The organism is Hahella sp. CR1 (genome assembly GCF_029813005.1).
Classification (GTDB): domain Bacteria; phylum Pseudomonadota; class Gammaproteobacteria; order Pseudomonadales; family Oleiphilaceae; genus Hahella.
The window spans coordinates 1-892 of the sequence record NZ_JAPELK010000043.1; the positions used below are offsets into that span (position 1 = coordinate 1).

At 48.4% G+C, this 892-nt stretch carries 1 protein-coding gene; it reads right to left on the bottom strand.

All coding sequences use genetic code 11. The features are described 5' to 3' along the window. Positions 1–835 (bottom strand): AMP-binding protein (locus ONV78_RS31825; RefSeq protein ID WP_279508613.1); only part of this gene is annotated, 835 nt, incomplete at its 3' end. Positions 836–892: the final 57 nt, after the last annotated feature.

An 892-nucleotide genomic window follows, 5' to 3' on the forward strand; every position in this document is an offset into this window, starting at 1 on the left:
GGTTCGGCGATAATACATAAACGGACGTGTTTTTAATTGGGCGACCGATAGGAATCGATCTGTTTACATCGATATTGGAGGAAATTGTAAAGCAGCACGTAAAGGTTGTATTTTCAGTCGGACCATAGCCGTTAATTATCGTTAAGTCAGGGTTAGTGGAATACAGCTTGGAAACGGTATAAGGCGAAACTACATCTCCTCCCGTTAGGAGGTATTTCAAAGAGTTGATCTTGGATGCGTCCTTGGCGAAATGATCAAATAAGCCAGAGGTTAACCATAGGGTGTTGATATGGTTGCTGTGGATAAACTCATTGAGTTGCAGAATGTCTAGGACAGGCTGAGGGTAGAGGACCAGCCTTCCGCCATTAAGTAAAGCCCCCCAGATCTCAAATGTAGCTGCATCAAATGTAATCGTCGCGCACTGGCCCATGACGGTTTTATCGTTTAATGGCGCATAGTCATTCCCGGTAACTAACCGCGTTACGCCTTGATGAGGTATCAGCGTCCCTTTAGGCCTGCCTGTCGAACCCGAGGTGTAAATCACATACGCCAAGTGCTGCGAAGTCAGTTGCAGACGGTCTTTAGCAATATTCCTATCGGAGCGCAGAGAGAGTAATTGCTGATGGTCTTCCGCATCCAGGCAAATAGAGGATATGTTCGCCAGAGGAGGAATGGATCTCTTTAGCGCCGTTTGAGTCACGACCAGCTCAACGCCGCTGTCTTCGATCATGTAACCCAGTCGCTCCATAGGGTAGCTTGGGTCCAGAGGCACGTAAGCGCCGCCGGCTTTCAAGATACCCAGTAATCCAATGATCATGTCCAGGCTCCGCTCCATACAGAGCCCTATCAACACGTCGGGCTTCACTCCTTGTTCGATCAAGTAATGAGCCAG